Raw genomic sequence first — 25,206 nt, forward strand, 5'->3', positions numbered from 1 at the left:
CTTTGTTTAGGTTACAAAATTGTTAATTTAAAATTTAACAAAAAGCAATAATTACTCTTTAATCTGTTTTTTTAGGTGTTTTTTAAAATTAATAACTAAATGGAATATCAAAGCAGATTCTATTCTTTTTTGATAAGCGGATTGCCCGTTATCCTGCACAGTAAGAAAACCTCAGCAAACTTTACATTGGTTGAGGAAAAACTCATTTTTAACAATACACGGTGTGTGTTGTGCTTAATTTTCAGGGTTATGGGGAATCGATTCATGTTGTTAGGTCAACTAAATGCTGCGGCAAGCCCGCTATCGCAAGATCAAGTTCAAAAGCTGCAAGGTTTAGTGGCTGAACTTAATCCAATTCAACAAGCGTGGGTAAGTGGTTACTTAGCAGCTAATGCCAATGCCTCAGCGCTTGGTATGCCTACAGCTGGGGCGCCAGTTTCTGGTGATGCAGCAGTACTAACTATTTTATACGGCTCACAAACGGGAAATGCAAAAGGTGTTGCAACCCAAATGAAAGAGCAAGCTGAATCGCGTGGTTTATCAGCCAAGTTAGTAAGTATGTCTGATTACAAGCCAACAGCCCTGAAAAAAGAAAAGTTTTTAACCGTTGTTGTATCTACTTATGGTGAAGGTGAGCCGCCTGAAGATGGCGAGACTTTGCATGCATTTTTAGCGACCAAAAAAGCCCCTAAACTCGACGGTGTTAAAATAGCGGTTATTGGCTTAGGCGATTCTAGCTATGAGTTTTTCTGCCAAACCGCAAAAGATTTTGAAGAACGTTTAAATAAGTTAGGCGCTGAGTCGGTTTATCAACGTGCTGATTTAGACGTTGACTACGAAGAAGAAGCTGCAACATGGATTCAAGGCGCATTGGATGCATTTGAACCAGATTTAAAAGCGCAACAGGGTAGCGCAGGGGGCCAAGCCGCCGTTATGCCATTTGGCGCGCCAACGCCTGTAGCTAGCCAGTACACAAAGCAAAATCCATTTGAAGCCGAATTATTAGCAGTTCAAAAAATTACTGGGCGTGATTCAACAAAAGATGTACGCCATGTAGAAATTTCACTTGAAGGCTCTGATATCACTTATACACCGGGTGACTCGCTGGGTGTATATTTTTTAAATGATGAAGCGTTAGTTAATGAAGTACTAGCACTTACCCAAATTGATGGCTCTAGTCGCGTTAAAGTAGCGAATGAAGAACTAAGCGTTCGTGATGCACTTATTGAAAAATTAGAACTAACTCAGTCATACCCGGGCTTTGTTGAGAAATACGCAACAGCAACAGGTACACCTGAACTATTAAAGCTAGTAGAAGATAAAGCGGCGATGCGTGCATACATTGAACCACGCCAAATATTTGATGTTATTCGTCAAAATCCAGCAAAACTAGATGCACAAACATTAGTTGATTGCTTACGTAAGCTTCAGGCTCGTTTATATTCTATAGCGTCTAGCCAAAGCGAAGTTGAAGACGAAGTGCATTTAACAGTAGGACTCGTTGAGTTTGACACCTTTGATAGCGAGCACTTAGGTGGTTGTTCTGGTTATTTAGCGCGCCGTGCAGAAGAAGGCTGTAAGGTAAAAGTATTCAGCGAGCATAATGATAACTTCCGTTTACCGGCTAACGATGAAACACCTATCATCATGGTGGGTCCGGGTACCGGTATTGCGCCATTCCGTGCTTTTTTACAAGAGCGTGACTCGCGTGAAGCACAAGGTAAAAACTGGCTGTTTTTTGGTAACCCTCATTTTACACAAGACTTTTTATACCAAGTTGAGATTCAGGGGTATTTAAAATCGGGCTTATTGAGCAAAGTAGACGTGGCATTTAGTCGCGACCAAGCCGAAAAAATCTATGTACAAGACAAGCTTCGCAAAAACTCAAAAGATGTTTTTGAATGGTTAGAAGCTGGCGCTCACTTTTATGTGTGTGGTGATGCAAACCGCATGGCAAAAGATGTACATCAAGCATTGGTTGATATTATTAAAGAAAATACCGGCAAAAACGATGAAGACGCAGAGCAATATTTAAAAGACCTGCGTAGCGCAAACCGCTATCAGAAAGACGTGTATTAATCACGTTTCTTATTTTATTAACAGCTAACAGCCGTCACTGTAACAAATTTAGGATTTAAAATGAGCGAACAAGATAAAAACGTAAAGCTTTCTGATAACGAGCGTTTGAAAAGAGAAAGTAACTTTTTACGTGGCACTATAGAGCAAGACTTAAAAGATGAGATAACCGGTGGTTTCACTGCTGATAACTTCCAGTTAATTCGTTTTCATGGCATGTATCAGCAAGACGACCGCGATATTCGTCCAGAGCGCGCTAAACAAAAGCTTGAGCCATTGCATAACGTAATGCTACGTGCGCGTATGCCTGGCGGTATTATTAAGCCAGAGCAATGGTTAGCAATCGATAAATTTGCTGATGAGAAAACTAGCTACGGCAGCATTCGTTTAACTACGCGTCAAACGTTTCAGTTTCATGGTGTATTAAAGCCAAATATTAAAGGCATGCACCAAATGTTAAACAGTGTGGGTATTGATTCAATTGCAACTGCGGGCGATGTAAACCGTAATGTGTTGTGTACTACCAACCCGGTTGAGTCTGAGCTACATCAAGAAGCGTATGAGTGGGCTGCTAAAATTTCAGAGCACTTGTTACCAAAAACAAAAGCGTATGCTGAAATTTGGTTAAACGGCGAAAAAGCAGAAACAACAGAAGAGCCTATTTTAGGGTCTAATTATTTACCACGTAAGTTTAAAACAACCGTCACTATTCCGCCTAATAACGAGGTTGATGTTCATGCTAACGATTTAAACTTTGTCGCTATTGCAGAAGCCGGCAAGCTTGTTGGCTTTAACGTACTTGTAGGTGGTGGCCTTGCGATGACCCACGGCGATACGGCTACGTATCCACGTAAGGCTGACGACTTTGGCTTTATTAGCCTAGAAGACACGCTAAAAATTGCAGAGCACGTTGTATCTGTACAGCGCGATTGGGGTAACCGTTCAAACCGTAAAAATGCAAAAACCAAATACACACTAGACCGTGTTGGGTCAGACGTATTTAAAGCCGAAGTAGAAAAACGCGCAGGCGTTAACTTTGCACCGAGCCGCCCGTATGAGTTTACTCATCGAGGCGATCGTATTGGTTGGGTAGAAGGCATTGATGGTAAGCACCACTTAACGCTATTTATTCAAAGCGGCCGTATTTTAGACTACCCAGGTAAGCCACTTAAAACAGGTTGTCGTAAAATTGCAGAAGTTCACCAAGGTGATATGCGTATGACGGCAAACCAAAACTTAATAATTGCTGGTGTACCTGCCGATCAAAAAGCAGTGATTGAAGAAATTGCTCGCAATCATGGGTTGATTGACGACGGTGATACAGAGCAACGTAAAAATTCAATGGCCTGTGTGGCATTACCCACATGCCCGCTAGCAATGGCTGAAGCTGAACGTTACTTACCAAGCTTAATTGAAAAAACTGAAGCACTACTTGCTAAACACGGCATTCCAGACGACAGCATTATTATGCGTGTTGTAGGCTGCCCTAATGGGTGTGGCCGCGCAATGCTTGCAGAGGCCGGTTTAGTAGGTAAAGGCCCTGGTAAATATAACGTTTACTTAGGCGGTAACCTTGAAGGTACACGCATTCCTAAATTGTACCTAGAAAACGTAGGCGAAGATGTTTACCTAGAGGCGTTTGACAAGTTAATAGGCCAGTGGGCAAGTGAGCGAAACGACGGTGAATGTTTTGGTGACTTTGTAATTCGCAAAGGCATTGTTGCTGAAGTAAAAGTATCAGTAACCGATTTTCACGCATAATTAGATACCAGCGCCTGGCGCTGGTGAGGCTTGGAATTTTCCATGAGTGAATTTAAAAATATATTACAGCTAGATAAACAAAGCCAAGCAGCTATGTTGGCTGATGCTAATGGTTTACTAGCAGATATGAACGCAGAGGAACGCGTTGCGTGGGCACTTGAAAATTTACCCGACACTGCGTTTTTATCCTCAAGCTTTGGGATTCAAGCTGCGGTAATGCTGCATTTAGTAACGACCCAGCGTCCAGATATTCCTGTAGTATTAACAGACACAGGTTATTTGTTTCCTGAAACGTACCAGTTTATTGAGCAAATGAGCGAGCGTTTATCACTTAATTTAAAAGTGTACAAAGCGCAGCTGAGCCCAGCATGGCAAGAAGCTAAGTTTGGAAAACTTTGGGAGCAAGGTGAAGACGGTATTAAGCAATATAACCAGCTCAATAAAGTTGAGCCAATGACCCGTGCGTTAAAAGAAATTGAAGCGGGCACCTGGTTTAGTGGTTTGCGTCGCGACCAGTCATCAACACGAGCAGATAAGCAGTTTGTAGAAATTAGCAGAGGGACGGTTAAGGTATACCCCATTATTGAATGGTCAAACCGTGATGTCTATCAATACCTGACCAAGCATGATTTGCCTTACCACCCGTTATGGGAGCAAGGGTATGTGTCAATGGGAGATGTACACACTACGCGTAAATTAGAGCCGGGTATGACCGAAGAAGAAACACGCTTTTTTGGTTTAAATCGCGAATGTGGTCTTCATATGGACGGCGATGGGATTTAACACGATTAAGACGTTGTTTAACCACACTATAACGCAGCATAAGCTGCGTTTTTTATTGCTTAGATTTTGATAAAAAATTGCTTGATTGCACTTTATTTACTACTATCAACTTAATGGAATAACAAAAGCAGGAACGCTATGAAATACTTTACCTATTTAGCAATATCAGTCATGGTTATTGCTGTAATATCATTGTTTTATTTAAAAAAGCCCGATGGCCAAACTTGGCTTTCTGGTTCAGTAGTTAGCAAAGAAACCCAGCAAATTAAAGAACAAATGGTGGCGCTATCAACCAATACGCTTGATCAAGCTGTAAAAGGCATCCAGCAGGCTGGGGATAAAATTACCAGTGGCATTTCAAGCAATACATCAACAGTGACATCTTCAAGTACAATTTATAAGTGGCAAGATGAAACAGGCCAATGGCATTATTCAGATAGCCCTAATCCGAATGGAAAAAGTATAGAATTAACCCTTAACCCTGAAGACATAACCGTGATTGGTGCAGAAGATACCTCTATTTTAAATTTAGAATCTAGCACTAATGAGATGTCAGCTAATACACAGGCTCCTTCAATATTAAACCCTGAATCGATTAAAAAGCTGTTTGAAGACGCAGAAAACATCGAAAAAAAATTAGAAAAACGTAATAAAGAAATTAATAATTTAAGTGTGCTTTAAGCGCTATTCATGAGTACGAGAGCGGGTATAACGTTTTTCAACTTCCATTAGTAATATGGTTAGATATATTTTGGTGGGAAGTGATAATAATATGCCCACTGCAATGCAAGCTGCGGATGCAATAATGCCGTTAATACCAAATTGCTCATTAAACCCATTAGATATGATAAGTGCATGGCCCGTAATTATAAGGCATAAGCCAAGCACGATGGATGCTTTAAGTACTCTAATAATAGTTACATGCGACATAACGCCCCCACTGGTTATGGTACCAGTGTATTAAGCTATGTGTTTTGCATATTGATGCAGCGCAATAATAAGACAGTTATAAAAAAGGCCTCATGGTTTTAACCATAAGGCCTTTGAATCATTCACTACGCAGCTTAGTTAAGCATATTACGCAGTACATACTGTAAAATACCGCCATGCTTGTAGTAATCCCACTCTTTAGGTGTATCAATACGTACATCGGCTTTTACGCTTGTTTTTTTGCCCTCGGCATTTGTAGCCACCAGTGTAACTTCGTCGGTTTTATCGTACAGGCCTTGAATATCAAACTCTTCTTGTCCTGTTAAACCATGTGACTCATAACTTTCACCCTCTTTAAATTGTAATGGCAGTACACCCATCCCGATTAAGTTAGAGCGGTGAATACGTTCATAACTTTGTGCAAAAACGGCTTTTACACCCAACAGTAATGAGCCTTTCGCAGCCCAATCGCGAGACGAGCCTGTTCCATATTCTTTTCCGGCCAAAATAATAAGTGGTGTATCATTTTTTTGATATGCCATAGCTGCATCGTAGATACTTTCTAAGCTATTGTCTGGTTGCGTGCGTGTTACACCGCCTTCTGTGCCCGGTGCTAACAAGTTTTTTAGTCGCACGTTAGCAAAGGTGCCACGCATCATTACTTCATGGTTACCACGACGAGAGCCGTAAGAATTAAATTGTGCTTTTTCTACATTGTGTTCTTGCAGGTAAAGCCCAGCAGGTGCTTCGGCTTTAATTGCGCCAGCAGGCGAAATATGATCGGTTGTAACCGAGTCTCCTAGCTTAGCTAAGCAGCGCGCTCCTTCAATAGTAGGAATGCCAGGTGGCTCTACGGTCATGCCATCAAAAAATGGTGCTTTTTTAATATAGGTAGATGCGTCGTTCCAATCATATAATTTACCATCAGGTATTTGAATTTGTTGCCAACGGCTGTCGCCTTCATAAACATTGGCGTAGCTTTTGGCAAACATTTCTTTGGTAACCGTCTCTTTTACTAAATCGCTAACCTCTTTTACGCTTGGCCAAATGTTTTTAAGGTAAATATCGTTACCGTTTTCATCTTGTGCAAGAGGCTCGTTATAAACATCTATGTCTGTTCTACCTGCAATTGCGTAAGCAACAACTAAAGGAGGTGACGCTAAAAAGTTCATTTTAACATCTTGGTGTATACGCCCTTCAAAATTACGATTACCTGATAAGATAGAGCTGACTACCAGCTTGTGTTTTTGAATAGCTTGTGAGATTTCATCAGCTAGCGGTCCAGAGTTACCAATACAGGTGGTGCAACCGTAACCCACTAAATTAAAACCTAAGCTTTCTAAGTCGTCCATCAAACCTGCTTTGTCTAAGTAGTCAGTGACCACTTTAGAGCCTGGTGCAAGTGAGGTTTTAACCCAAGGTTTAACATTAATACCGAGTTGTTTTGCTTTTTTAGCCACAAGGCCCGCGGCTAAAATAACACTTGGATTAGAGGTATTAGTACAGCTTGTAATAGCTGCAATAACGCAGGCACCGTCGTTAAGTTCAAACTCTTGGCCTTTGTAATTAACTTTTGCCGCCCCCATAAATTGTGCTTCGTTTACAGGTTCATCAGGGTTGGTTGTGGGGCCTTCGCTTTCGATACGCGATTGCTCATCATCACTTTTATCGCGATGTGCGATACGCTCTTCTTGAAAGCCTTTTAAATGTTGAGAAATTTCCTCGCCGGCTTTGTTGAGCGCTATTCTGTCTTGTGGACGTTTAGGGCCCGCAAGGCTTGGTACAACATCATCGAGCTTTAGTTCTAGTGTGTCGGTATAGCGAGCTTCGTCGCCATCGTTACGCCACAGGCCCTGGTGTTTTGCGTAATCTTCAATAAGTTTTAGTTGGTCTTCATCGCGGTTGGTGAGGCGTAAATAATTAATGGTTTCATCATCAATTGGAAAAATACCACATGTAGCGCCATATTCGGGTGCCATGTTTGCAATGGTTGCTCTATCAGCAAGGGGGAGATCTGCAAGGCCATCGCCATAAAATTCCACAAACTTGCCGACCACACCGTGGTTACGCAAAATTTCAGTTACTGTAAGCACTAAATCGGTTGCTGTTGTGCCTTCAGGTAATCGGCCACTAAGCTTCATACCAACTACTTGTGGAATGAGCAAGCTAATAGGCTGGCCAAGCATAGCAGCTTCAGCCTCAATGCCACCTACACCCCAACCAAGTACACCTAAGCCATTAATCATGGTGGTGTGCGAGTCAGTACCAACCAGTGTGTCGGGGTAGGCAAACTTTTTACCATTGCTATCTTCATTGAAAATAACACGGGCTAGGTATTCTAAATTAACTTGGTGAACAATTCCGGTTGCGGGGGGCACCACTTTTAAGTTATCAAATGCCGTTTGGCCCCAGCGTAAAAATTCGTAGCGTTCTTTATTGCGGTCGTATTCAAGTTTGGCGTTTAAATCGAAGGCACCGTCATTACCATAGTTGTCTACTTGAACTGAATGGTCTATCACTAACTCAGCAGGCGAAAGCGGATTAATTTTTGCAGGATCCCCACCTAATTTTTCCATTGCATCTCGCATTGCAGCTAAATCAACAATGGCAGGTACGCCAGTAAAGTCTTGCATTACTACCCGTGCAGGGGTAAATGCAACTTCAGATGATGGTTTTGCCTTTGGATCCCAATTTAGTAGCGCATTAATATCTTGCTCTTTAATGTTTTCGCCGTCTTCGTTGCGCAGTAAATTTTCGAGTAAGACTTTTAAGGAGAAGGGGAGTCGTTTTGCTTTGTCGCCAAGTCCTTTTAGAGAATGTATATTATATTGCTCACCATTAATTGTGAGCTCATGTTGGGTATCGAAACTATTTTTCATTATTTTGCCCCTTCTTAACTAATTAAATTTTTTAAAAAGTAACCTCTGTAATTAGGTTATTGCAAAGTGCATACCATGATAAACGAACCTTAAATAGCTGCATTTATGAACAGCTAGAGTCGGGAGTAAGGTTTTAAATTATGATTTTAATAAACCATCTATGACAACTAAAAAACGTTGTTCAGCTGGCCCCATCAAGCTAGTTTAGCCAGCCTTGTTGTTTGCCTTTTATACTTAAATAAATAAGCGCTAAGGCAATGACAACTACCAATGATGGCATGATAATCGAGCTTACTCCGAGTAGAGCAATGCTATCAATTACAAAAAAGTTGTAGTATTGCTGAATTACTATCGCGCCGAGCGATAAAGCAAAAGTAGGTGTTGCAAGCGATTTTTTAGCAAGTAAAAATACGCAGCCTAAGGCACCGCCAAAAACGGCAACAGCAAAGGCAATGGTGGCCCATATTGGGGTGTTTGAATATGCAGCTTGTTGATCTAATGGTAGTTTACTGATCATATCTGGGCTTGTCATTATGTGCATAATGAATGCTATAACGCCCAATAAATTCCATATAAGAGCAGCCCAAGCTACAGGTTTAAACCAGTTTTTAGGTGTGTGAGATGACATGTTGTGACCTTGTTTTTATTATTATTAACAAGGTTATTAAAGAGTAAAAAAGCCAACTATACAAGTTGACCTTTTTTGTAGTGCAGATTATGGGCTTACCCAAATGAAATAGGGCGTCGTCCTGTTTTTTCATCGACCTTTGGCTTTTTAGTACGTTTACGCTTACTTTTTGCTGGTTGGTTTTCCGCAGCTGAAGTATTTTGCTTGGGTTCAACAGGTGCTTGTTCAATCGGTTTTTGTACTGGGGTTGCATCTTCACTCAGAGAGAGTTGAAAAAGTTCGCCATCAAATTCAAGCACATCACCACTGTATAATTTTTTCCGTTTTATTGTACAAATTTCATGGTTAACACCCACATAGCCTTCGGTGATTAGGTTTTTAGCTTGGCCGCCACCTTCAACTAAATTGAGTACTTTTAATAATTTACAGAGCTCTATAGGCTCTTCTTCTAGTTCTATTTCTATGTATTCTTCGTTCATTTTTACTCTCGGTGGAGGCTTGCATAGGCTGTAGTATAAAGGCATACAGCCAATTATGCACCAAACCAAATCACTCAAATTTACGTATTAATTATTTTTTAAAAAATGACTCCCTTAAAAAAACTGAAGTATTTATTAGTTAAGCTGCGGCGAATCACTTTTGTAGGTGGCTTACTAATTGCTATAGCTGTGTCGAATTTAGAATACATAGAATCATGGAGTAAAAAATGGGCGTAAGATTAGCAATGAGAAAAGAGCTAATGGGCTTAAATCATTCAGACATGTTAACTGCCGATGATGTTAGGGAACACCTTAGTAAATCAATAAAAAAACACGACCAAAAACCTGAGCGAGGGTTTTCGGTTATTTCAAAATTTAACGATACACACAGCCAGTTACTAAGTGGCAATACTAACAAAAAAAGCGTTTTGGAATTTGAACGTCACCGCTTATTTAAAGAGGTGTTATATACGCGCAAAAGTGTAGATGCTTGGTTGAATAACCAAATAAATTAGGTTGCTATAAGTCATTACCTCTAATAGACTACATTTGTAATCAATTGAGGTGACTATGAAAAAAGGATTTTTAATTTGTGTACTGGCATGTATGTTAGCCGCATGCCAGCAACCCACCGTTTATGTTTTTAGTGAAAATTTGCAAGTTGAACAGCGCAACCAGCTCGATGCTGCGCTAAAAGCACAGAACCTTCCTTATGAATATGTAGAACTAGAAATCCCATCTGATTTTGGTGAGGCTACATTGCTTTTATCAAGCGATAAGATTTATCAAAAAGAGACTGAGCAGTTAGCTATTATTATGCAAGAGCTAGGTTATCAACCCGAAATTAACTACACCACACGATCAAATCATTTTTATGGCGATGGCAATATAGGCTTTTATTTAAAAAGTACTGATGGAGAAGGCGCTTTTACTATGCCGTCTCGGCTAAGGACAACCCAATGCAGCGAAGATAAGTACAATGATTTAATCGTTTCCTTTACCAAAAAGCATGCTGATTTTACCTTACCCAGTGGCGCTATTGTGAGGTTAGGTTGGGAGTTTTTATACGGTTACGTTGTCATTTATTACAAAAATTATTCGCAAACATATAGCCACTCACAGCCGCTTGTAAATACGCCCTTTGGCGCCAAGCCATCCGATACTTACACATTTACAGCCCATGTCAATAACCCAAGCTGGCTTGATTGCTCATTACAGGTTGTTTATATGGATTGAACTAACCGTGGTTTTCTATATAGTCACTGAGCTTGGTTATTCGCTCGCTCATGCCTTCAATAATACGGTCTTTAATTTTTTCTCGAATGACATTGGGTAATTGAGTGAGTGCTTCGGGAGTGATGGCAAGGACAATGGTGTCGGTTTTGGCGCGGGCACTTGTACTGCGCTCTCGGTTATTTATAAATGCGCCTTCACCTATAAATTCGCCAGGCTCTATTGTGCCCAGTTCAAGTAAGTGATTATGCTTAAATACTAAAAGTGCGCCGCTAAGTACAATATACAATCGTTTATCGTTATCAAACTGCTTAAACAAAAATTGATGTTGGCCAACTAAATATAACAGGCCATATGATTCTAATAAAATTTGACGCTCGTTAAGCGTAAACTCTTTAAAAAAGTGCAGCCTGTTAATTATTTCCATTTGTTTGAACAAAGGAATATGTTCGATTAATTTCATTCGATATCAAAATTTAATGCACATTGTTAACTAATATTGCGCTCTTTTAATTTACGGGTCAATGTATTGCGACCCCAGCCTATTTTTATGGCCGCATCTTGTTTGTGACCAGAACAATTAGCGAGTGCAGTTTTAATCAAGCGTGTTTCTAATTGTGCTTGTATATCAGGCCAAATATTTTCTTTGCCTTGTTTTAGTTCATTATTAAGCCATTGCTGAAAAGCATCCAGCCAATCACCTTCTACTTGTATTGGTGTTACTTCAATAATTTCAGGGGGCAAATCTTGCTCTGTAACAAGCTCGCCTGGTGCCATAACCGTTAACCAACGACAGGTGTTTTCAAGCTGGCGAACATTGCCTGGCCAGTTAAATAAACGAAGTTGCTCAGTGGCTTTAGGGCTCAACACTTTACTTTCTACTTGCAGATCTTTAGCGCTTTTATGTAAAAAGTGTTGCGCTAAGCGTTCAATATCTTCGGTGCGTTCACGTAAAGCAGGTAAACGAAGGCGAACTACATTTAATCGATGAAATAAATCGTCTCTAAACTTACCTTGTTTAACGAGATCTTCTAAGTTTTGATGTGTCGCTGCAATGATACGTACATCGACTTTGATACTTTGATGCCCACCTACACGGTAAAATTCACCATCGGCAAGTACGCGTAAAAGACGGGTTTGCACATCAAGCGGCATATCACCAATTTCATCTAAAAATAAAGTGCCGCCATTGGCTTGCTCAAAGCGACCTTTTCGTACGCTATCGGCACCAGTAAATGCTCCTTTTTCATGGCCAAACAGTTCAGACTCAACTAATTCTTTTGGAATAGCGGCCATATTAAGGGCAATAAACTGGTTTTCTTTACGGGGACTATGGTTGTGCAGTGCACTTGCAACGAGCTCTTTACCTGTACCCGACTCACCATTAATCAAAACACTCATGCTTGATGCTGACAGTTTACCTATCGCTCTAAATACTTCTTGCATAGCCGGTGCTTCACCAATGATGTGGGCACTTTTAGGTGGCGCTTGTTTGCGTTTGGTTTTTTTTGTGGAGTTTGCTCTAAATGCGCTTTCAACAAGTGCAACGGCTTCATTTAAATCAAATGGTTTAGCTAAGTACTCAAATGCCCCTTTTTGAAAGGCATTCACTGCTGAATCTAGGTCTGAGTGTGCAGTCATTATGATCACTGGTAAGCCAGAGTTTTGTTCTGCGATGAGTTCAAGCAGCGCCATGCCGTCCATACCGGGCATTTTTACGTCCGACACCAAAACAGCTGGCTGGCTAAATTTTAATGCATTAAGTACATCTTGCGCATTAGCAAAACTTTCCACATTAAAACCAGAACGTTCTAGTGCTTTTTCAAGTACAAAACGAATTGATGCGTCATCATCTACAAGCCAAACTGTTTTCATGCAAACTCCAAACATTAATCTGCAAAGGGCAGATAGATATTAAATTCAGTATGTCCAGGCCAGCTATCACATTCAATGTAGCCATCGTGTTGATCAATAAGCGTTTGCGCAATCGAGAGTCCAAGTCCAGAGCCACCTTCTTTATTGGTGATCATAGGGTAGAACAATGTTTCACGTATGCTGTGATCAATGCCTGGTCCGTTATCAGATATTTGGATCAACAAGGCTTTTTTAGGAGCCTTACCCGGGCGGCGATGCTGATGATTTATTCGTGTTTTTATTTTTATCTCACCACCATCAATAAGCGCCTGCTGAGCATTACGAACAATATTCAAAACAACTTGTTGTATTTTGCTCTGATCAATAAACACATCAGGGATACTAGGATCGTAGTCTTTTTTCAATTCGATATTTGTACAATTATCGAGTGTGCTTAACTTCACAACCGACTCTAACGCTTGGTGTATATTAACGTAAGATTTTTGCGGAAGCTGATTAGGCCCTAAAAGTCTATCTACTAATTCACGTAACCTGTCTGCTTGCTCTATAATGAGCTCAGCGCATTGATTTCTTTCTTGCTGATCAACCTCATATTGCAATAACTGCGCCGCTCCGCGGATTCCACCCAAAGGATTTTTAATTTCGTGTGCTAAGCCTCTTATTAAATTGCGTGCAGCTTGGTATTGGTGCATTTGATTTGAGGCCTGATCGTGTTTTATTTCGTCGTCTGTTTGGCGACACTCTAATAAAATATAAGCAATCCCTTTAAAGTTAATTCGTCTTGAATTAACGCTTACTTTGGCATGGCGAGAATCGCTAAACACCACGTCAGCTCTGTGTTGTTGGCAATCAACACCATCAATTAATGAAAACTGCGCTATTCGTTTTAAGTCAATTGAATGGTAATTAAAAAGGGTATCAAAGGGCTGTTTCAATAAGCGTTTAGTAGCCAGCCCAAGTAACTCACTGGTACTGGTATTTGCATAAACAACCGTAAAGTTTTTATCGAGAAGCATGACCGACGTTGTTTGATTTTGCCATATGGCATCAAGTAATTCAGGGCTAAAATTTTCGTTATTAATCATGTATGCACCATTTTAGTGCGCAGGTGTTTGCAGGCCAGGTTTTATCTAAAATGAGCTGCTGCGCCTAAGTATTAAGTTTTGCTTTAATTGCCATGGGTTTTGCCTTTTCTGCGCATATTAAATATACGAGGCTCGCTCACAGCGATAATTTGGTTTTTCTCGTTAAACAGCCTCAGTTGAAGCATGTGTTCACCGGCTTCAACATCAGCAATTGCAAATACGGAGTTGTTTATTGCAGGGCCGTTTGCTTCTCCATTAACAAGCAATTGAATGGTATACCCTGTTTTAAAGCTCGGGATTACCCGGCTGGTGACGTATATTGTTCCGGTATTTTCATGAATGGTTTGATTGTGCTCAGGTGACGTAATGGCAATACCAAACCCTGTTTTTTTAGTATGGGATTGGCTGCTGAGAGTCGCTATATCTTTAGCGGGTATAGTTAAACTTTGGCTAGAGAGTTTGACCTCTGTAGCACCTTTACGCGGTGTATCTGAAAACACTAAAACGCCATTTTGATCCTTCCAAGCGTAAATTCTTTTTTCACCCGCATAACCATAATTACTTAATCCTAAAGTAATCATTAGCAATAAAATCTTACTATTCACACTGCTACCCTGCAATTTTTATGATGGCTTAACTTTAGTGGAGTTTGATTTAATTTACCATTAAAAAAGCCCGCTTAGCGGGCTTGAGAACACACATTCTTTTACAGTGTTAAATTAACAGCTGTAGTACATTTCAAACTCAACTGGGTGAGTTGTCATGTTAAGCTTTTCAACTTCTTGACCCTTAAGTGCAATGTAAGCATCAATTAGGTCATCAGTGAATACACCGCCTTGAGTTAAGAACTCACGGTCAGCACTTAGTGCATCGAGTGCTTCACCAAGTGAAGATGCAACTTGTGGAATTTCTGCTGCTTCTTCTGCTGGTAAGTCATATAAATCTTTATCCATTGCATCGCCAGGGTGGATCTTGTTTTTGATACCATCAAGGCCAGCCATAAGCATTGCTGAGAAAGCAAGGTATGGGTTAGCTGTTGGATCTGGGAAACGTACTTCAATACGACGACCTTTCGCAGATGGTACCACTGGGATACGAATTGAAGCAGAACGGTTACGTGCAGAGTATGCAAGCATTACTGGCGCTTCAAAGCCCGGTACTAAACGTTTGTACGAGTTAGTTGATGCGTTAGCAAATGCGTTAATAGCTTTAGCATGCTTGATAATGCCGCCAATGTAGTAAAGCGCCTCTTCAGATAGGCCGCCGTACTTATCGCCTGCAAACAAGTTTACACCGTCTTTAGCTAAAGACTGGTGACAGTGCATACCAGAACCGTTATCACCAACAATTGGCTTAGGCATAAATGTAGCTGTTTTTCCGTATAAATGAGCCATGTTATGAATAACATATTTCATCTCTTGGATTTCATCCGCTTTTAAAACCATGCTGTTAAAACGCGTTGCAATTTCGTTTTGGCCAGCTGTTGCTACTTCGTGGTGATGTGCCTCTACCACTTGACCTAGTTCTTCAAGCACTAAACACGTGGCTGAACGCCAATCTTGTGAAGAATCAACAGGTGAACAAGGGAAGTAACCGCCTTTAACACCTGGACGGTGACCAGTGTTACCGCCTTCGTAATCTTTATCTGAGTTCCATGCCGCTTCAACAGCATCAACTTTGTACATTGAACCAGACATATCTGATTTGTATTTAACATCGTCGAAAAGGAAAAACTCTGGCTCTGGCCCAAATAACACAGTATCTGCGATACCTGTAGATTTCATGTACTCTTCAGCACGTTTTGCAACAGAGCGTGGGTCACGCTCGTAACCTTGAAGTGTAGAAGGCTCTACAACGTCACAACGTACAATTAATGTCGTTTCTTCAGTGAATGGGTCAAGTTTTACTGATTCAGCAACAGGCATTAATACCATGTCTGATTCGTTAATGCCTTTCCAGCCAGCAATTGAAGAACCGTCAAACATTTTACCGTCTTCGAAAAAATCTTCATCAACTTGGTGATGAGGAATAGATACATGTTGCTCTTTACCTTTTGTATCAGTAAAGCGTAAATCAATGAACTTAACGTCATTTTCTTTAATAAAATCTAAAACCGATTGTGACATGTGTCCTCCAACTATTGGGTTTTATTATTGCTGCATAATTGCTTTGGGATTTATTAAGCTGATTTTGTGCCATTTTTATAACTCTATGTTTATAGGTTAAAAAAACTTAGTTGCTACAATGTGGGGCATAAAATGGCACCAACATGGTGCGGTTAAGTTCCACTTTGGTGCAAGCTGTGCACGCTCTATTTTGTTGTTAATTTAATCGCTCGAAATCAGCATAACCTAAATGTAAAAGAGTGCCAAAAATATCGTATAAATAGTGTAAACTGCATTTTTGAAAAAATAATGACAATTTATTTCATATAATTGTCATATATAAAACAGATACTTAGTAAAAGTATTGAGAAAGTTTTGAAAATTGTATTGGATAAACTTTCATCCATGTCATTAATGAGGGATAATATGCGCCCTTTTAAATCCTATGCTTGGACATCTCGTGAAAACGCAGATGAGTGCGTAGATCTTGCAGGATCATTGAGAATTTAATTTCTCTGAGTAAATATATGAGCATCGAACAGTTAAGAAATATAGCGATTATCGCGCACGTTGACCACGGTAAAACAACTCTGGTTGACAAACTACTTGAGCAATCAGGTACATTAGAAACACGCGGCGGTAACGAAGAGCGCGTGATGGACTCAAACGACATTGAGAAAGAGCGTGGTATTACCATTTTAGCTAAAAACACAGCTATCTCTTGGAATGATTACCACATCAATATCGTAGATACCCCGGGACACGCCGATTTCGGTGGTGAAGTTGAACGCGTACTTTCGATGGCTGACTCAGTATTATTACTTGTTGATGCTCAAGAAGGTCCAATGCCACAAACGCGTTTCGTAACGCAAAAGGCATTCGCGCAAGGCTTAAAGCCAATCGTCGTTATCAATAAAATTGATAAGCCAGGTGCACGCCCTGATTGGGTTATGGATCAAATCTTTGATTTATTCGATAACCTTGGCGCAACTGACGAACAGTTAGACTTTAAAGTAATCTACGCATCAGCTATCAACGGTTGGGCAACATTAGATTTAGACGAGCCATCAGACAACATGGAACCTATGTTCAAGATGATCGTTGATGAAGTATCACCACCGGATGCAGATCCTGAAGGTGACTTCCAAATGCAAATCTCTCAGCTTGATTACAACTCGTACAAAGGTGTAATTGGTATTGGCCGTATTAAGCGCGGTTCTGTTGCGACTAACCAACAAGTGACGGTTATCAGCGCTGACGGCACGACTCGTAACGGTAAAATTGGTTCAGTACAAAGCTACTTAGGCCTTGAGCGTATCGATACTGATAAAGCTTATGCTGGTAACATCGTTACTGTAACAGGTTTAGGCGAGCTTAAGATTTCAGATACGCTTTGTTGTCCTAACAACGTTGAAGCATTACCACCACTAAGTGTTGATGAGCCAACAGTAACAATGACGTTCTCTGTAAATAACTCTCCGTTCTGTGGTAAAGAAGGTAAGTTTGTAACATCACGTAATATTCGTGAGCGTTTAGACAAAGAATTAGTACACAACGTAGCACTTCGTGTTGCAGATACAGATAACCCAGATAGCTTCCGCGTATCGGGTCGTGGTGAATTACACCTAGGTATCTTAATTGAGAACATGCGTCGTGAAGGTTACGAGCTAGCTGTTTCTCGTCCAGAAGTAATCTTACGTACTGTTGATGGTGTGTTAGAAGAACCGTATGAAACACTAACGATTGACTGTGAAGAAGAGCACCAAGGTTCTATCATGGAGCAAATTGGTCTTCGTAAAGGTGAGTTAACTGACATGGCACCAGATGGTAAAGGTCGTATGCGTATGGACTTTATGATCCCAAGCCGTGGCTTAATTGGTTTCCAAACTGAGTTCATGACATTAACGTCAGGTTCTGGCTTACTTTACCATACGTTCGATCACTACGGTCCGCACAAAGGTGGCGAGCTAGGTGTTCGTAAGAACGGCGTAATGATTGCTAACGCAACAGGTAAAGCACTTACTAACGCATTATTTAACTTACAAGAGCGCGGCCGTTTATTCATCGGTCACGGTGTTGAAGTTTATGAAGGTATGGTTATCGGTATTCATAGCCGTGATAACGACCTTACAGTTAACGCGCTTAAAGGTAAGCAACTTACTAACGTTCGTGCATCTGGTACAGATGAAGCACAAACATTGACACCAGCACTTAACTATTCACTTGAGCAAGCGCTTGAGTTTATTGCTGATGATGAGTTAGTAGAAGTTACACCTGAGAACATTCGTATTCGTAAACGTCATTTAACTGAAAATGAGCGTAAACGTGCGGGTCGTGCTCCTAAAGCTTAATTGCTTTTAGAATAAAAATTTAAAAGCCGCTGTATTGAAAAATACAGCGGCTTTTTTATTTTTAAAGCAAGAGAAGCTTTCAGTTTTTAGTTATCAGTATTGAGCTCTAAAAGCGCAGCGCCTCTTAACCTCTTTGTGAATATTTTACTTAAATATTTTTTGCACAAGGAGAAGAGCATGAGAAGTGAAAGAGTGAAAGCTAAAAGAGCCTACAATGCGAAGTATCTATAATTGTTGGTAGGGTATTTTTTCGTTGGGTTTCGCTTTGCTCAACCCAACCTACGTCTCAACTATTTATTAGTCGTTACTTCATGGCAGTAGAGTGGTTTTGCCAAATGTGTCAACGACTCTGGTTCGTTCTATGACAAAACTGCCACAATGTATTTATCTCTATAAGCGCAGCGCCTCTTATCCTCTTTGTGAATAATTCACTTAAAGATCTTTTGCACAAGGAGAAGGGAGTGAGCAGTAAAAGAGTTAGAGCAGAAACAATCGATAATGCAAAGTATCAGTGTTCGCTGGTAGGATGTTTTTTGTTGGGTTTCGCTGTGCTGCGCTCAAACCCAACCGTTTTCAGTTGTTAGTGGTTACTTATTTTTTGGCTGCAGGGTGATTTTGCCAAATACATCTGCGTCTATAAATCCACGGTTTCTACTGCGGTCTACAGGTTGTACTTCGTGTGAACCCATAAAGTGTTCACGTACATCACTGCCATCGTTATCGCAATAGGCGAGCATAAAACCAATAACTTGTTTTTCGCTAAGTTTAATGGGTGTATTTACAGCGCCTTCTTTGTAGTCATTCGGGTAGAGCTTTATGGCTACTTCCCATGTGATGTTATAAGGCGCTTTTGTGTTGCGTTTCCAGTTGCTTATTAGGTGGTCGGTATACAAGTGCGCTTTTTTATCAGGGCCGTAATCGGCGGCTTGGTTATCAAGGCCAATATGGTACGCAAAAGCAGAGTGGTTAAATTGGTGAATCCCGCCCGATGCATCGCTATCTATAAATATTTCAAGGGCATCGTCATCCCAATATTTATAGGTTGGGTCTGGGTGTGTATCTATTAAAACATCATCTACAATATCGGCTTGTAGGTATAAGAATTTTTCATCCCACAATAAGCGATATCGGCCTTTAAAATCGGCATCGTTTGAAGGTAGTGTACCATCCATTAAATGTGGCATATCGTGCCAAGCAGCCTTATCCCATGCGCTTTCAGATACGCCGTCAATATTAATAGGGGTTGATGTGTATTTTACGTCTGCCGCCATTATTTGGGTGCTGATTAATAAGCTTGTTGCTAAGAGTATTTTTTTCATTAATAGCCTTACTAATTGAAGATGACTTAGCTTGGCCTAAGTGACTATTAAAAACAAATATATATGTGTATTTTAACTAATAGCACCTGTAATGCTGTCTTTTAACGCGAGCATTAATAAGTGGGCACTTTCGCCAGACATTTTAAATGGATTAAAATCAACAGAGCCTGAAAATTTCAGATTCAGTGATTCGGTTACTCTAGATTGTGGAACATAACCCATAGACCACTTTTCAAATTCTCTTTCTGGAATTTGGGTATAGTTAAGCATAATTACATTGTGGTGACGCTTGTCATTTAATATTTGTTGATAGGTATTATTTACTGCGGTTCTGGAGCCTTCAAGGCACTGTAAAAAGTACTCGTTACTAAAGCAAAGCATGCCGGTAACATGTGTTTTTACATTATAGGTACGAGCACTTTGTAAAATATTTTCTATATCTTTAGGCCCAAAGCCGTCTGTAATTTTGCTTGCGTAAATGAGTCGTACAAGAAACATATTATTCCCTCCTGCTTAGTTAATTAAAGATAGTTCAGCAAGGAGTTTATTACTAATTATGTTAGTGACTGATTAAAGTTTAATAGTCTCACCTTCGTTTAAAATATAAAGCGGCACTGATGATTTCATTGTTTTATGCATGTGTAATAAACGCAGTAAGGCTGAATGACTCGTCCGATCGCCCATTTTCCATGATGAGTTACCATATCCCCAAGGTATCATTACCTTGCAGTTAAGCTCTTGTGCGGCTGTAAGAGCATCTTCTGGTGTAGTATGAACATAACGATACCATTTAGGGTTATCTTCGCTGTAGTACGATGCTATGGGCATTAAACATATGTCTATGCCGCCATAGTTGTGTTGAATATCTTTAAAATGCTTTGAGTAGCCTGTGTCGCCTGCAAAAAATAAGGTTTTGCCATTTTGCTCAAGTAACCAGCCATTCCATAAGTCTTTATCGTTATCTTCATAAATAAAGGGCACTAATATTCGACTGCTGAAATGATGCGCAGGTAGTGCATGAATAGTTAAATCATCAATTTTAGTTTTTGCAAACCACGCCATTTCGCTAATATTAAGCCCTGCATTTGGAAAGTTATCTGCCATGCCTAATGGTGCTAAGTAACGTGGTTTGCTTCCTATTTCTTCTATATCAGATTTATTAAAGTGATCGTAATGAATATGTGAATACATAATGGCGTCTACGTTTTCGAGTTCAGTTTTGCTTAGCCAGTCACCTGGTTTTCGATAAAAGCCAGAGGCAAGCTTAAATGCTAAATCAACCGGGGAATCAAACTGCTCTTTTACAGGGTCAAATACGACATGTTGGCCGCTAGGTGTTCGGATCAAAAAACCAGCATGCCCTAACCAACGTATATTAAAGCCAAGGTTTAGATGCGGGTTTAATTGCTCAGCGTTATATGTGCAATTCTCAGCAGTGGTTTCGCATATTACGTTGGGGTGCTTTGGGTAGCAGTCGGTTTCACACGTAACTGGGTAGGTTTTTTCGCCCATATAGAGATTGTGATAGCGATCTTTACGCTCACCTGATTCATGAATTGGCGTTACGCTGTCTTGCCCTGCAATAACATTGATATTGTTGTTTGTGCTACAGGCAGCTAAAAAACTTGAGGAAACAAATAAGCACAGTGTGTGTAATTTCATTTTTATTATTTTTATTGCTTCAATTAGGTAAAAGTTTAACAAACGCTATTTATTAAACAATGTGTTAATCGTAACAAAAAATAATTTTAAAAAAGCCTGTTAGGGTAGCAGGCTTTTAGGGGAGCTATATTAAGTAGCATTATTAGGCTTTGTTCATTTGCTCAATAAATTTGTTTGAATCGGCAATTGACTTGTTCATGTCGTTCATCAGTATCTGAATATCGCGTTTAAGGTTAGTAAATTCACCTTTTATAGCAGCAACGGCCTGTGCATTTAAATTATGCTTTAAGTACAAAACGTTATCTTTTAGTGATGAGAGAACTGGTTCCATTTTACTTTCAGCACTTCGCATAGAGCGAAGAAGCTGATCAAACTGGCGCTTAGTGGCGTTAAGTTTTTTACTGCTTTCGCGTTTTAACGAAGCGCTTTTGTATTGTTCTAACTCATCGCTCCACTCATCAAACAATGCTTCAGCAACGTCTTCTACTTTATTAATATTGGTAGTAACATCATCTGCGGCTTTAAGGCTTGATTCGTAATCGTCATTGAGTTGGTTGTAAGCATCTTGTAGCTCACCGCCGTCGAAATTAATAAGTGTAGTTAAACGTTCAAGCGCTGACTGAAACTCTTCTTGAGACTCTTCTTGCGACTCTTTTGTTTCTTCTACGCGATCAATAAGAATGTCACGTTTGTGAACGCCTACTTTTTCCATTGCAGAATAATAAGCTGATTGACAGCCAGATAATGCTAACGTTAGGGCAAGTATTGATGCGCTTAACAGTGTTTGTTTTTTCATTTGATTCCCTATTTACGTGTAAGTGCTGTAAATTCCGGTGCTGATTGTTATGATAATCAAAACTCGATAAGCACAAGTCAATTGTATGAATGATAAGCTCTCCCATTACAAACAGCAAGTTAAGTCCTTTATACGCCAGCAACCCGGCTGGTGGATGCAATATATTAACCGTTGTATAGATGATCAAATTACAGTTAATGCCGGTTACCTTGCTTACGTAACGCTACTTTCATTAATACCACTTATTGCGGTGGGTGTTGCTATATTTTCAGCGTTTCCGGGGTTTGAATCGACACGCATGGAAATAGAAAGCTTTTTGTTTACTAACTTTGTACCGACTTCTACGGATGTGATAAGAGAGCATATTAGCTCCTTTGCAGGAAATGCCAATCAAATGACTGCAGTGGGTATTGGTTTTTTAGCCGCCGTTGCCTTACTTTTAATACGTAATGTAGATGCAACACTTAATCGTATTTGGCGTATTAAGAAAAAGCGCCCGATGATGATTTCATTTGCAGTGTATTGGATGGTACTGAGTTTAGGCCCAGTGTTACTGGGGGCAAGTATTGGTGTAACTTCGTACATTGTGTCGTTAGTCTCGTTTGCTGACCAAGGTATTCCAGGGTTTAGTGGTTTTTTATTAAAATTGCTCCCTTATGGAATTTCGATGATGGGGTTCATCATGCTTTATACCCTAGTGCCTAATACACGCGTATCGTTTAAAGCCGCAGTGCCAGGGGCATTATTTGCTGCGCTTTTATTTGAGCTAACAAAAAAAGGGTTTGCACTTTATATTAGCCACTTTCCTTCGTATGAAGTGATTTATGGTGCAGTAGCCACTATTCCAATTTTATTTGTGTGGGTGTATTTAGCGTGGGTAGTTGTACTTTTGGGCGCCGAATTTACGGCATGTATTAGCCCAAATGATATTGAGGATACCCCAGAAATAGAACTGGAAGAAGAACCTAAATCAAAGGATATAAGTTAAATGCAAGGGTTAATACAGCGGGTAAAACACGCAAAGGTAGAAGTTAACAACCAAGTAATTGGGCAAGTAGCGCAAGGTATTTTACTTTTGTTAGGTGTTGAAAAAGCAGACGATAAACACGCTGCCGATAAGCTTTTACATAAAGTCAGTAATTACCGAATTTTTACCGACGAAAACAACAAAATGAACTTAAGCCTAAAAGATATAGGCGGAGAGTTACTAGTGGTTTCGCAATTTACATTAGCGGCTGATACCAAAAAAGGAATGCGTCCGAGCTTTTCATCGGCGGCAACCCCAAGCCAAGCTAATGAGTTATATGAGTATTTTGTTGACCAAGCCAAAGCGTTAGGAATTAAAGTAGCAACTGGGGAGTTCGGTGCCGATATGCAAGTGAGCTTATGTAACGATGGGCCGGTTACGTTTAACTTATCTGTTTAAGGTGTTTGCTTGTGAATCACAACAATATGGTTAACGTACCCCTTAATTTTTTGAGGGTGAATATCACAGCCAAATACATTGCGTAATTGTTGCTGAAGTTGCTTTAACTGTGAGCTGTGTTGCGATAAAAAATTAATAAAGAGTGTCCCGTTGTTGTTCAGCGCTGAGTAGATTTTTTCATAAAATGCGCGTTCAAATAAAAAACGGGGTGCATCTATGTGGCTAAACAAATCTAAAATAATCCAATCAATATTTCGGGCAGTATTTAATACCAGCTGCGCGTCAGCGCAAAGTAAATTCTCATCACTTTTGATTGCAAAAAACTGTGAATAACACGCCAATATTTCTGCGTTTTTTTCAACTGACGTTATATTTACTTGGGGGTATTGGTTAAGTAAATAGTTGCGAATAGCCCCACCACCTAGCCCAAGTTCAAGCACGTTATTAGGGGGTGAAAGTGTTTGCCATTGTTTAGCCAAATATTGTAAGTGAGGAAACAACAGAGCTTCAGGGTTTTTGACATCGATAATGGATTGCAACGTATTATTAATTAGCAGCCACCGTAAATTACCATGCTCGCGCACTTGAATGTGCTCGCCATTTACGTTGTGCCAATAAAGTAGGACTCCTTCATTTTGGCTGCCTTCAATAAAATGGCTATTAATTAGGCCTGTTGAGGCATCAATATATGTAGTCATGATCTTTAGCATAAACCAGCTTGGTTAAAGCGCAATGTGATTTGTCATTAATTTTTTACGCATTTATAAAGTCTCACCAAAGTCGTATTTGCAGTTTTTTTAAGATGGAGTATGGTATTTGCCATCAACAGGTTGAGGCCTTTTTAAATTTCTACATGCGGCTTTTACAACAACAGGAGTAAGTATGTTTCAAGTAAGTACCCCACAAAGTAGCGAAGATTGGCAAGCTTATTATCAATTACGTTGGGAAGTATTACGTGCTCCTTGGGGCGAGCCCAGGGGGTCTGAACAAGATGATTTAGAGCAGGACGCTGAACACCGGTTTATAAAAAATAAAGAGGGTGAAGTATTAGGGGTGGCTCGATTACATTTTAATAACCATGAGCAAGCTCAGGTTCGTTATATGGCGGTGGCTGAAGGTAACCGAAATCAGCATATTGGTAGTCGTCTGTTACACGATTTAGAAAAAATAGCATGGACACAAAATGCCGATGAACTAGTGTTATTTGCACGCGAACGCGCACTTGAATTTTATAAGCGCCACGGCTACGAATTAAAAGAAAAAGCGCACTTAGCTTACGGTGATGTTCAGCATTTTAAAATGGTTAAGCAAAAGCCGAGTGAGCCAGGTTGGTTCCGTCATCCTAATTGGACTCAAGTACTACAAAATATCTGGCGGGAATCAATTCCTATTAGTGATGCAATGGGCATTAAAGTAGAAAGTTACACCGATTGGCAATTTACAACCAGCGCTGATTTAGACGCTAATTTAAATTTACATAACACCATGTTTGCTGGTTCTATTTATAGCTTAGCCACATTAACTGGCTGGGGAGCAACGTATTTGGCGCTCAAAGAAGCGGGGCTTGAAGGTAATATTGTACTGGCTGATGCCAATATTAAGTACTTAAAGCCACTCAATACAGATCCGCGCGGTTGTGTCGATTTACAAGCGTGTAAAGGTAAATTAAGCGATTTAGAAGCCGATGGTAAATCAAGTTATGTGGTACCGGTAACCATTTATGATGGTGACAATGTAGTTGCTGAGTTTGAAGGTGTGTTTGCCATAAAAAAATAACGAGTAATTTTTAATTAAAAAAGCCAAGCACTTAATAATTAA

Annotated in this window: 24 protein-coding genes; 10 read left to right on the forward strand and 14 right to left on the reverse strand. The window is 40.1% G+C overall.

Annotated elements, in window-relative coordinates; all coding sequences use genetic code 11:
• Positions 1-264: 264 nt before the first annotated feature.
• The 4 genes from AC27I2_RS05060 (at position 265) to AC27I2_RS05075 (ending at position 5,301) form a co-directional block, all read left to right on the forward strand.
• Positions 265-2,079: an assimilatory sulfite reductase (NADPH) flavoprotein subunit gene (locus AC27I2_RS05060; protein ID WP_487203635.1), complete on the forward strand. Its 1,815-nt coding sequence runs from the start codon at positions 265-267 to the stop codon at positions 2,077-2,079.
• 60 nt (positions 2,080-2,139) lie between these two features.
• A complete protein-coding gene (gene cysI, locus AC27I2_RS05065; RefSeq protein WP_138527358.1) occupies positions 2,140-3,837 on the forward strand; it encodes an assimilatory sulfite reductase (NADPH) hemoprotein subunit in 1,698 nt (565 codons plus the stop codon).
• Between the two features lie 42 nt (positions 3,838-3,879).
• Positions 3,880-4,620 (forward strand): phosphoadenylyl-sulfate reductase, encoded by a 741-nt coding sequence (locus AC27I2_RS05070; RefSeq protein ID WP_058405919.1) that lies wholly within the window; start codon positions 3,880-3,882, stop codon positions 4,618-4,620.
• 138 nt (positions 4,621-4,758) lie between these two features.
• Complete coding sequence (locus AC27I2_RS05075) at positions 4,759-5,301, forward strand: DUF4124 domain-containing protein (protein WP_487203636.1); 543 nt, start codon at positions 4,759-4,761, stop codon at positions 5,299-5,301.
• Positions 5,302-5,304: 3 nt separating this feature from the next.
• Here the strand turns inward: AC27I2_RS05075 and AC27I2_RS05080 are convergent, their stop codons facing one another.
• The 4 genes from AC27I2_RS05080 to AC27I2_RS05095 all read right to left on the reverse strand — a co-directional run bounded on the left by AC27I2_RS05080 (position 5,305) and on the right by AC27I2_RS05095 (position 9,536).
• Complete coding sequence (locus AC27I2_RS05080; protein ID WP_487203637.1) at positions 5,305-5,550, reverse strand: hypothetical protein; 246 nt, start codon at positions 5,548-5,550, stop codon at positions 5,305-5,307.
• Between the two features lie 134 nt (positions 5,551-5,684).
• Complete coding sequence (gene acnA, locus AC27I2_RS05085) at positions 5,685-8,429, reverse strand: aconitate hydratase AcnA (RefSeq protein WP_487203638.1); 2,745 nt, start codon at positions 8,427-8,429, stop codon at positions 5,685-5,687.
• A gap of 199 nt (positions 8,430-8,628) precedes the next feature.
• Positions 8,629-9,057, reverse strand: coding sequence for a hypothetical protein (locus AC27I2_RS05090; RefSeq protein WP_058405923.1), 429 nt, complete (start codon positions 9,055-9,057; stop codon positions 8,629-8,631).
• Between the two features lie 95 nt (positions 9,058-9,152).
• Positions 9,153-9,536 carry an RNA-binding S4 domain-containing protein gene (locus AC27I2_RS05095; protein ID WP_058405924.1) on the reverse strand — a complete coding sequence of 128 codons (384 nt, stop codon included), beginning with the start codon at positions 9,534-9,536 and terminating at the stop codon, positions 9,153-9,155.
• A gap of 227 nt (positions 9,537-9,763) precedes the next feature.
• Here AC27I2_RS05095 and AC27I2_RS05100 point away from each other — a divergent pair, with 227 nt between their 5' ends.
• Complete coding sequence (locus AC27I2_RS05100; RefSeq protein ID WP_058405925.1) at positions 9,764-10,051, forward strand: hypothetical protein; 288 nt, start codon at positions 9,764-9,766, stop codon at positions 10,049-10,051.
• A 55-nt stretch (positions 10,052-10,106) separates the two neighbouring features.
• Entirely contained in the window at positions 10,107-10,772 is a 666-nt protein-coding gene (locus tag AC27I2_RS05105) for a hypothetical protein (protein ID WP_138527353.1), read from the forward strand.
• Between the two features lies 1 nt (position 10,773).
• Here the strand turns inward: AC27I2_RS05105 and AC27I2_RS05110 are convergent, their stop codons facing one another.
• The 5 genes from AC27I2_RS05110 to glnA form a co-directional block, all read right to left on the reverse strand.
• Positions 10,774-11,232: a cyclic nucleotide-binding domain-containing protein gene (locus AC27I2_RS05110; RefSeq protein WP_006791339.1), complete on the reverse strand. Its 459-nt coding sequence runs from the start codon at positions 11,230-11,232 to the stop codon at positions 10,774-10,776.
• A 26-nt stretch (positions 11,233-11,258) separates the two neighbouring features.
• Positions 11,259-12,644 carry a nitrogen regulation protein NR(I) gene (gene ntrC / locus AC27I2_RS05115; protein ID WP_487203639.1) on the reverse strand — a complete coding sequence of 462 codons (1,386 nt, stop codon included), beginning with the start codon at positions 12,642-12,644 and terminating at the stop codon, positions 11,259-11,261.
• Positions 12,645-12,658: 14 nt separating this feature from the next.
• Positions 12,659-13,729 (reverse strand): nitrogen regulation protein NR(II), encoded by a 1,071-nt coding sequence (gene glnL, locus AC27I2_RS05120; RefSeq protein ID WP_058405929.1) that lies wholly within the window; start codon positions 13,727-13,729, stop codon positions 12,659-12,661.
• An 83-nt stretch (positions 13,730-13,812) separates the two neighbouring features.
• Positions 13,813-14,334: a DUF4124 domain-containing protein gene (locus tag AC27I2_RS05125; protein WP_283235009.1), complete on the reverse strand. Its 522-nt coding sequence runs from the start codon at positions 14,332-14,334 to the stop codon at positions 13,813-13,815.
• A gap of 114 nt (positions 14,335-14,448) precedes the next feature.
• On the reverse strand, positions 14,449-15,855 hold the full coding sequence (glnA, locus tag AC27I2_RS05130; RefSeq protein ID WP_058405931.1) for a glutamate--ammonia ligase: 1,407 nt from the start codon (positions 15,853-15,855) through the stop codon (positions 14,449-14,451).
• Positions 15,856-16,361: 506 nt separating this feature from the next.
• Between glnA and typA the strand changes: the two genes are divergently transcribed.
• On the forward strand, positions 16,362-18,185 hold the full coding sequence (gene typA / locus AC27I2_RS05135; RefSeq protein WP_487203640.1) for a translational GTPase TypA: 1,824 nt from the start codon (positions 16,362-16,364) through the stop codon (positions 18,183-18,185).
• Positions 18,186-18,772: 587 nt separating this feature from the next.
• Here the strand turns inward: typA and AC27I2_RS05140 are convergent.
• The 4 genes from AC27I2_RS05140 to AC27I2_RS05155 form a co-directional block, all read right to left on the reverse strand.
• Positions 18,773-19,504, reverse strand: coding sequence for a CBM9 family sugar-binding protein (locus AC27I2_RS05140; RefSeq protein ID WP_487203641.1), 732 nt, complete (start codon positions 19,502-19,504; stop codon positions 18,773-18,775).
• A 72-nt stretch (positions 19,505-19,576) separates the two neighbouring features.
• On the reverse strand, positions 19,577-20,002 hold the full coding sequence (locus AC27I2_RS05145) for a BLUF domain-containing protein (RefSeq protein ID WP_487203642.1): 426 nt from the start codon (positions 20,000-20,002) through the stop codon (positions 19,577-19,579).
• Positions 20,003-20,074: 72 nt separating this feature from the next.
• Positions 20,075-21,166 carry an MBL fold metallo-hydrolase gene (locus tag AC27I2_RS05150; RefSeq protein ID WP_487203643.1) on the reverse strand — a complete coding sequence of 364 codons (1,092 nt, stop codon included), beginning with the start codon at positions 21,164-21,166 and terminating at the stop codon, positions 20,075-20,077.
• A gap of 142 nt (positions 21,167-21,308) precedes the next feature.
• Entirely contained in the window at positions 21,309-21,962 is a 654-nt protein-coding gene (locus AC27I2_RS05155) for a DUF2959 domain-containing protein (RefSeq protein ID WP_006791329.1), read from the reverse strand.
• An 85-nt stretch (positions 21,963-22,047) separates the two neighbouring features.
• Here AC27I2_RS05155 and AC27I2_RS05160 point away from each other — a divergent pair, with 85 nt between their 5' ends.
• On the forward strand, positions 22,048-22,950 hold the full coding sequence (locus tag AC27I2_RS05160; RefSeq protein ID WP_487203644.1) for a virulence factor BrkB family protein: 903 nt from the start codon (positions 22,048-22,050) through the stop codon (positions 22,948-22,950).
• A complete protein-coding gene (dtd, locus tag AC27I2_RS05165) occupies positions 22,951-23,388 on the forward strand; it encodes a D-aminoacyl-tRNA deacylase (protein WP_058405937.1) in 438 nt (145 codons plus the stop codon).
• Here dtd and AC27I2_RS05170 read toward each other — a convergent pair.
• Complete coding sequence (locus AC27I2_RS05170) at positions 23,385-24,098, reverse strand: spermidine synthase (RefSeq protein WP_487203645.1); 714 nt, start codon at positions 24,096-24,098, stop codon at positions 23,385-23,387. The genes dtd and AC27I2_RS05170 overlap by 4 nt on opposite strands.
• 172 nt (positions 24,099-24,270) lie before the next feature.
• Here AC27I2_RS05170 and AC27I2_RS05175 point away from each other — a divergent pair, with 172 nt between their 5' ends.
• The gene (locus tag AC27I2_RS05175; protein ID WP_487203646.1) at positions 24,271-25,164 is read left to right on the forward strand and encodes a bifunctional GNAT family N-acetyltransferase/hotdog fold thioesterase; all 894 of its coding nucleotides are present in this window, start codon (positions 24,271-24,273) and stop codon (positions 25,162-25,164) included.
• Positions 25,165-25,206: the final 42 nt, after the last annotated feature.

The organism is Pseudoalteromonas sp. NH0006-46 (assembly GCF_057547735.1).